Annotated in this window: 9 protein-coding genes; 3 read left to right on the forward strand and 6 right to left on the reverse strand. The window is 52.9% G+C overall.

Translation table 11 applies throughout. From position 1 onward, the window contains the following. On the forward strand, window positions 1-396 hold a 396-nt coding region (locus H8Q75_RS02720; RefSeq protein ID WP_297040295.1), incomplete at its 5' end, for a TrkA C-terminal domain-containing protein. Here H8Q75_RS02720 and H8Q75_RS02725 read toward each other — a convergent pair. From H8Q75_RS02725 to psbH, 5 genes are all read right to left on the reverse strand, one after another. Next, window positions 393-1,211: a carbohydrate ABC transporter permease gene (locus H8Q75_RS02725; RefSeq protein ID WP_024124245.1), complete on the reverse strand. Its 819-nt coding sequence runs from the start codon at window positions 1,209-1,211 to the stop codon at window positions 393-395. The genes H8Q75_RS02720 and H8Q75_RS02725 overlap by 4 nt on opposite strands. A 130-nt stretch (window positions 1,212-1,341) precedes the next feature. Beyond that, entirely contained in the window at window positions 1,342-2,559 is a 1,218-nt protein-coding gene (locus H8Q75_RS02730) for an ABC transporter permease (RefSeq protein WP_041428988.1), read from the reverse strand. A gap of 72 nt (window positions 2,560-2,631) precedes the next feature. Beyond that, complete coding sequence (gene pth / locus H8Q75_RS02735) at window positions 2,632-3,249, reverse strand: aminoacyl-tRNA hydrolase (RefSeq protein ID WP_024124247.1); 618 nt, start codon at window positions 3,247-3,249, stop codon at window positions 2,632-2,634. Between the two features lie 5 nt (window positions 3,250-3,254). Beyond that, window positions 3,255-3,488: a TatA/E family twin arginine-targeting protein translocase gene (locus H8Q75_RS02740; protein WP_024124248.1), complete on the reverse strand. Its 234-nt coding sequence runs from the start codon at window positions 3,486-3,488 to the stop codon at window positions 3,255-3,257. A gap of 3 nt (window positions 3,489-3,491) precedes the next feature. Further along, window positions 3,492-3,692 carry a photosystem II reaction center protein PsbH gene (gene psbH, locus H8Q75_RS02745; RefSeq protein ID WP_024124249.1) on the reverse strand — a complete coding sequence of 67 codons (201 nt, stop codon included), beginning with the start codon at window positions 3,690-3,692 and terminating at the stop codon, window positions 3,492-3,494. 86 nt (window positions 3,693-3,778) lie between these two features. Here psbH and psbN point away from each other — a divergent pair, with 86 nt between their 5' ends. Further along, window positions 3,779-3,910, forward strand: coding sequence for a photosystem II reaction center protein PsbN (psbN, locus tag H8Q75_RS02750; protein ID WP_011057227.1), 132 nt, complete (start codon window positions 3,779-3,781; stop codon window positions 3,908-3,910). 2 nt (window positions 3,911-3,912) lie between these two features. Here psbN and H8Q75_RS02755 read toward each other — a convergent pair whose 3' ends face one another. Continuing rightward, entirely contained in the window at window positions 3,913-4,500 is a 588-nt protein-coding gene (locus H8Q75_RS02755; protein WP_024124250.1) for a photosystem I assembly protein Ycf4, read from the reverse strand. Between the two features lie 226 nt (window positions 4,501-4,726). Between H8Q75_RS02755 and clpB the strand changes: the two genes are divergently transcribed. Then, window positions 4,727-7,136, forward strand: a 2,410-nt coding sequence (gene clpB / locus H8Q75_RS02760) for an ATP-dependent chaperone ClpB (RefSeq protein WP_297040304.1), incomplete at its 3' end; no start/stop codon positions are given.

The raw sequence follows: 7,136 nt of genomic DNA on the forward strand, positions 1-7,136 counted from the left end.
GATCATGTGGTCTTGCCCTCGAGTATCAGCGCCCAGCGCATGGTACAGCTCATTACTCGCCCCACAGTCTTGGATTTTCTGGAGGAAAAAGAGGAGCGCAGTCACCTCATTGAGCTGCTCAGCCAGCTTGATCTCCAAATTGAGGAGTTTACGCTGCCCCCAGAGTCGCCCCTAGCAGGGCTAGAGATCGCCGATGTGGAAGCAGAAGGCCGCGGGCGCTTTATTATTGTCGCTGTTCGCCATCCCAACGGCACCTTGGTGACCCATCCCCCCTTAACCCTGCCCCTAGCGGCGGGGGATACCCTCATTGCCCTTGGCCGAGCAGCGGAAATTCAAACCTTCTTCCGCCAACATGCTCACCGCCAGAGGAGTCGCTATCGCAGCCTAAGAAGTTAACCCTTCAGGCCAGCACCAGTGTGTGAGGGAATTATATATCGCTGCAAGAAAATAAATACAATGAACACGGGCACAATGGAAATCACTGAGCCAGCGGCAATGAGTCGCCAATCCAAGGAAAACGTGCCCGCCAAGGTCACCACACCAATGGGGAGCGTATAAAGTTCCGGTTGATCCAAAACCAACAGCGGCCAGAGAAAATCACTCCAAGCGCCAATAAAAACAAAAATCCCAAGGGTAACGAGGGCAGGGCGAATAGCAGGCAGCATCACAAACCACCACAGCCCCAATTCTGAGCAGCCATCGAGGCGAGCCGCCTCCTCTAGTTCCTTGGGCACTGCCATAAAAGCCTGCCGCAATAGAAAGATACCAAAGGCAGAAGCCAAACTCGGCAGCATTATTCCCAGATAGGTATTGCGCAGACCCAACTGCACCGCCAAAATAAACAGGGGAATCATGATGATTTGAAAGGGAATCATGATCGTGGCCAAAATGGCGGTAAAAATCACCTCCCGCCCGCGAAAGGACAGCCGTGCCAAGGGATAGGCGGCCAAGGCTGAAGTCAGGAGATTACAGGCCACCGTTAAAACCGCCACCAGTGTACTGTTGAACAGGTACTGGCCAAAGGGATTCGTTTGCCAAACCGTCACAACATTTGCCAATGTGGGTTCGGCGGGCAGCCAGCGGGGCGGAAAGGCAAAAATATCTTCATTGGCAGACTTAAAGGCGGTACTGGTGAGCCATACCAACGGGAGGAGCATAGCAATCGCGATCGCCCCCAACAGTAGGTAGGTCAAGCCTTGCCGCAGGGTCATCGCCGCGTCCAAAGATTGGTAAACATCATCAACAGACCACCAATGACAATGGCGATCGCTAGGCCGCCAGCCATCCAATCCAGCGTTGTCGTTTCCATCTGCAATTTCCCAAGGGTACTCTTAAACACTGCTAAACACTGCGCAGGGCAACAATCGGATCCAGCCGCGCCGCCCGCTGAGCGGGAACCACCCCAAAGAAGAGGCCAATACTGCCCGAAACACCGACAGCCAGAGCCACAGCAACGGGGGCAACACCAGCCTGGAGGGGGGTTAGGATCGCCACCAGCATGACACCGCCCACACCGAGGCCAGTACCAATTAGGCCACCGAGGGCAGAGAGGATCATCGCCTCAATCATAAACTGTGCCAGTATATCCCGCTGAGTAGCACCAATGGCCTTGCGCAGGCCAATTTCTTGGGTACGTTCTGTGACGGACACCAGCATAATGTTCATAATGCCAATACCCCCCACCAGCAGCGAAATGCCAGCGATCGCCGCCAACATCAAGGTCAGGGCATTGCTGATATTGCCGATAATTTGCAGGGCTTCCTTTTGAGTTTGAATAGTAAAATCATCCTCATCCACAATTTGATGCCGCAGCCGCAGTAGGTTAGTTATCTGAAACTTAGCAGCATCAATGCTTTGCTCATCGCGGGCAGACACCGAGATAAAGGTTAAAGAAATTCCATAGGGAGAGCGCTGCCCAACAATGCGGGAAGACATCGTCGTAATGGGAATGTAGGCCGCCTCATCCTGATTATTGCCGAGGAAGGCGCCCTTTTCAGCCATGACACCAATCACCTCAAAGGAAAGATTCTTAATCCGCACCTGCTGACCCACAGGATTCTCGTTGATAAAGAGCTTCTTCGCCAAATCCGAGCCTAAAATCACGACGCGGCGATGCCGTTCCATATCCTCATTAGAGATAAAGCGCCCCTGCGCCACAGTAAAGCTGCGCACTGAGGGAAAGGTCGGGGTGGTACCCACAATCAGCACATTGGTGTTGCGGCCGCGATAGGTTACCCGTTGTTGCACTTGGATTTGCGGTGCCACTTCCTTGACCGTGGGCACTTGGGTGGCGATCGCCTTGGCATCCTCCAGGACAAGGGTTTGTGGCACATTAAACGTGCGGTTACGGGCTTGGGGGGTCCCCGGCACAATAAAGAGTGTATTGGGTCCCAAGGATTCAAACTGGCTAGCGGCATAGCGCTGTGCCCCCTGACCCACACCGACCATGGCAATCACTGCCGCATTGCCAATGATAATGCCCAACATCGTTAGGCCACTGCGGAGCCGATTGGCCTTGAGGGTGGCGATCGCCATGCGCACACTTTCGCCAATGTCCATACTTTGCACCGAAAACACCTGTCTTTAATCTAACTTGGGATCTGCTTTACCCTCAGACCTCCAGTTGTGGGTTCAGGATTGGGGTAGGGGAATACTTTTGCCGTTGTAGAGATTCATGGCCACTTCAACCCCAGACTGAATACTCAACTCAATCGCATCCACAGCAAGGTCAAGCACAGCGGGTAAAATAGCCAGTTCAGTGGCTGAAAAATGTCCCAAAACAAAGGGCACAGCGTTGCGAGGTCCCATTTGCTGCTTCAGGCGATCGCCAAAGGCAATGCCCACCTTCAGGCGAGGAAACTGTTGGGAATGACAATGCTGAATAATGGATTTCATCCCGTTGTGTCCCCCCGCTGAGCCACTCAGGCGCAAGCGCAGCCGCCCCAGGGGCAAATCAGCATCATCATAGACCACAAGGGTTCGTTCGAGGGGCAGCTTATAAAAGTTCAACAGGGCATAAAGAGATTGCCCCGAGCTATTCATATAGGTGGTGGGCTTGAGGAGGCGCACCTTTTGACCATGAATTAACACCTCCCCTACCTCCCCCAAGAAGCGCCGCTGCTGGGTCAGCTGCACCCTATAGCGCTCTGCTAGGGCATCGAGGACACGAAAACCAACATTGTGGCGAGTTGTGGCGTACTCTATTCCTGGATTTCCAAGGCCAACAATGACACAGGGCTGGAGTGCCATGCCACCTAAAGGGAGGTTTCCCGAGGCGATTCAGCCTCTGCCTTGGCCTGTTGTTCCTCCTCGAGGGCAGCGGTCTGCCGCTTCATTTCATCTTGGAATTCGCGGGAGGCTTCCTCAAAGGCGCGCTTTGTTTTGCCAAGACTGCGGCCAATTTCCGGCAACTTCTTCGGGCCAAAGATGAGCAGTGCCACCACCAAAATGACGATGAGTTCCGGCAGACCGATCCCAAAAACGTTCATGGATTATCCCAGTGCTTTCCAACTCACGTTAACACCATCGATGATCAGTGTTGAGTTATAGATTTCCAGAATGATCAGCAAAAAGACCAAAAATAGCCCCATAAAGACCGCCATCAGGGGCGTGGTACCCCAACCGGGAGCGACTTTACCGTATTCAGAGTTCAAGGGGCGGAGAATATCCCCGAGCCAAGTCCGTCGTGCCATAAATTCCTTTTTTGAACGAAATGAACAGCGTTTTAATGTTTCGTAATATTATAGAAGCATATCTTGCTCCCATTTAGTACGCTTCTATGGAACCTGCAACAGTTCTTAGCATTGCTCTCGCTGCCGTCTGCATTGGTGTGACTGGTTACTCCATCTATCTTTCTTTTGGCCCCCCCTCAAAGGAGCTAGCGGATCCCTTCGACGATCACGAAGACTAAAATCACAATCCCTCGACGGGAACCCCCAAAAAGCTGGCGATCGTTGCTCCCTGGGTTTCCAATTCAGCCAAGGGCAGGGGGGTGCCCACGCGAGTCAAGGGGACTTCACCCCGGCCTTTTATCTTCAGGTAGAGGGCCCGCTTTGGGTTGAGTCCCTCTTTAATGACAATTTTCACAGCTTGGACATCGCCAATGGGGCAGCTTACCTCAATTTGGCGGTTTTTACCGGGGAAGCCCCAGCGAAAAATGCGCACAAAGCCCGTTTCTTTGTTGAACTCATTAAAGCCACCGCCCACATCCCAGGCGATCGCCAGCCACAAATAGGTTGCCAACAGAAGCGCCGCCAGCCCATAAAAGCCAATGGCAATCCCTTGGGGAATAAAGACCAAATCAATTGGGTTGCCGATGGGCAAGAGGTTGCGGTGCAAGTAGCTAGAGAGGCCAGCTAGAAAGAAACCAAGGCCACCAATGGAGACCGCTGTTGCCCAAAAGTAGTTACTAGGGCGACGGGATCCCAGCACCCTATAGCGCAGAACGGACTCTTGACGGGGGGATGGCTCAGTTATAGGAGTTATAGGAGAGTTCGTCATAGCTCGCGTTGCCAAAGTTCAAGCACCTTACATCTTAAGAGAAACTGGGGGTATTCCCAAAGGAAGAATCCCTGTGCTCCACAAGGCTCTGCATAAAAGCTAGGCTAGAACTACCCTTGGGTGGCTAATTCTACCGGTAGAGTAGGGAAGTCCGAAAAAGGGTTTTTCTTGCAATCCATACAATATAAATAGTTATAAACTGTAAAAACGGGTCAAAGGGTCAGCTATGCAACCATCCAATCCAAATCAATTTACCGAAAAAGCATGGGCAGCGATCGCCCGCACGCCGGATCTGGCCAAGCAGGCACAGCATCAGAATCTGGAAAGTGAACACCTGATGAAATCGCTGCTAGAGCAAGAGGGACTGGCGACACAAATTTTCCAAAAAGCTGGCTGTTCGGTGCAGCGAATCCGGGATCTGACCGACGAGTTTATTAGCCGTCAGCCAAAAATCAGTCATCCCAGCGGCGTCTACCTTGGACAGAGCCTCGACAAGCTTCTCGATCGCGCCGAAGAGGCACGCAAACAGTTTGGCGATGAGTTTATCTCAATTGAGCACTTGGTGTTGGCCTTTGCCGAAGACGATCGCTTTGGCAAGAAACTCTTTCAGGACATTGGCCTTACCGAAAAAGTGCTGCGGGAAACGATTCAGCAAATTCGTGGCTCCCAAAAAGTTACGGATCAAAACCCAGAGGGTAAATATGCGGCACTGGAAAAATATGGCCGTGATCTGACCCTCTTGGCTCGCCAAGGGAAACTGGATCCGGTGATTGGCCGCGATGATGAAATTCGCCGCGTGATTCAGATTCTCTCACGGCGCACCAAAAATAACCCCGTCCTGATTGGTGAGCCGGGGGTGGGGAAAACCGCGATTGCTGAAGGCCTTGCCCAGCGGATTGTGGCGAGGGATGTGCCCGATTCCCTGCGCGATCGCCAGTTGATTGCCCTGGACATGGGCGCCTTGATTGCCGGTGCCAAGTATCGCGGTGAATTTGAAGAGCGCCTGAAAGCTGTTCTCAAGGAAGTCACAGATTCCAACGGTCAAATCATTCTCTTCATTGATGAGATTCACACCGTTGTTGGCGCAGGGGCAACCCAAGGAGCCATGGATGCCGGCAACCTCCTCAAACCAATGCTGGCACGGGGGGAACTGCGCTGCATTGGCGCCACCACCCTAGATGAGTACCGCAAATACATTGAGAAGGATGCGGCGCTTGAACGGCGCTTCCAGCAGGTCTATGTGGATCAACCCAGTGTGGAGGACACCATCTCCATTTTGCGGGGTCTCAAGGAACGCTATGAGATCCACCATGGTGTAAAAATTTCCGATACCGCCTTGGTGGCAGCGGCGACCCTCTCCGCCCGCTACATTAGCGATCGCTTCTTGCCCGACAAAGCCATTGACTTGGTGGATGAAGCGGCGGCCAAATTAAAAATGGAAATCACCTCGAAACCTGAGGAACTGGATGAGATTGACCGCAAAATCCTGCAATTGGAGATGGAGCGGCTCTCGCTACAAAAGGAAACCTCGGCTGCTTCCCGCGATCGCCTTGAGAAACTCGAAAGAGAGCTAGCCGACCTCAAGGAGGAGCAAAGCCGTCTCAATGCCCAGTGGCAAGCGGAAAAAGAAGTTATTGACCGTCTCCAAGCCATCAAAGAGGAGATCGAAAAAGTCAACATCGAGATCCAACAAGCGGAACGCAACTACGACCTCAACCGTGCCGCCGAACTCAAATACGGTAAACTCACAGAACTCCACAAAAAACTGGCGGAAGCCGAAGCCAAACTGCGGGAGATTCAAGTGGGGGGTCACTCCCTATTGCGGGATGAAGTGACCGAGGCCGACATTGCTGAAATCATCTCCAAATGGACTGGCATCCCCGTGAGCAAACTGGTGGAGTCGGAAGCCCAAAAACTGCTGCACCTTGAAGAAGAGCTGCACAAACGGGTGATTGGTCAGGATGAGGCGGTCACCGCCGTCGCGGAGGCCATTCAGCGCTCCCGTGCCGGGCTAGCGGATCCCAATCGTCCCATTGCCAGCTTCATCTTCCTGGGGCCAACGGGTGTCGGTAAAACGGAATTGGCTAAGGCCTTGGCAGCCTTTATGTTTGACACCGAAGAGGCGCTGGTGCGCATTGATATGTCCGAGTACATGGAAAAACATGCCGTGTCTCGGTTGATTGGGGCACCTCCTGGTTATGTGGGCTATGACGAAGGCGGTCAACTCACGGAAGCTATTCGCCGCCGTCCCTATGCTGTGGTTCTCTTCGACGAGATCGAAAAAGCCCATCCTGATGTCTTCAACGTGTTTCTGCAAATTCTTGATGATGGCCGCGTCACTGATTCCCAAGGGCGCACGGTGGACTTTAAGAACACGATCATCATCATGACCAGCAATATTGGTTCCCAGTACATTCTCGATGTGGCCGGCGATGACAGTCGCTACACAGAAATGTACAACCGTGTTATGGAGGCAATGCGGGCCCACTTCCGACCGGAATTCCTCAACCGCGTGGATGAATTTATCATCTTCCACAGCTTGCGCAAGGATCAATTGCGGCAAATTGTTCAATTGCAGGTGCAGCGGTTGCAGCAACGCCTCAGCGATCGCCAAATGACCTTGTCCCTCACTGAGA

This window comes from Thermosynechococcus sp. OHK43 (assembly GCF_014466085.1).
GTDB lineage: Bacteria > Cyanobacteriota > Cyanobacteriia > Thermosynechococcales > Thermosynechococcaceae > Thermosynechococcus.

What these genes read in the sequence shown, in the direction of transcription:
- H8Q75_RS02725 (WP_024124245.1), bottom strand. Translation starts at nt 1,211, where the DNA reads ATGACCCTGCGGCAAGGCTTGACCTACCTACTGTTGGGGGCGATCGCG.
- H8Q75_RS02740 (WP_024124248.1), bottom strand. Translation starts at nt 3,488, where the DNA reads ATGAACGTTTTTGGGATCGGTCTGCCGGAACTCATCGTCATTTTGGTG.
- pth (WP_024124247.1), bottom strand. Translation starts at nt 3,249, where the DNA reads ATGGCACTCCAGCCCTGTGTCATTGTTGGCCTTGGAAATCCAGGAATA.
- psbN (WP_011057227.1), top strand. Translation starts at nt 3,779, where the DNA reads ATGGAACCTGCAACAGTTCTTAGCATTGCTCTCGCTGCCGTCTGCATT.
- psbH (WP_024124249.1), bottom strand. Translation starts at nt 3,692, where the DNA reads ATGGCACGACGGACTTGGCTCGGGGATATTCTCCGCCCCTTGAACTCT.
- H8Q75_RS02755 (WP_024124250.1), bottom strand. Translation starts at nt 4,500, where the DNA reads ATGACGAACTCTCCTATAACTCCTATAACTGAGCCATCCCCCCGTCAA.
- H8Q75_RS02730 (WP_041428988.1), bottom strand. Translation starts at nt 2,559, where the DNA reads ATGGACATTGGCGAAAGTGTGCGCATGGCGATCGCCACCCTCAAGGCC.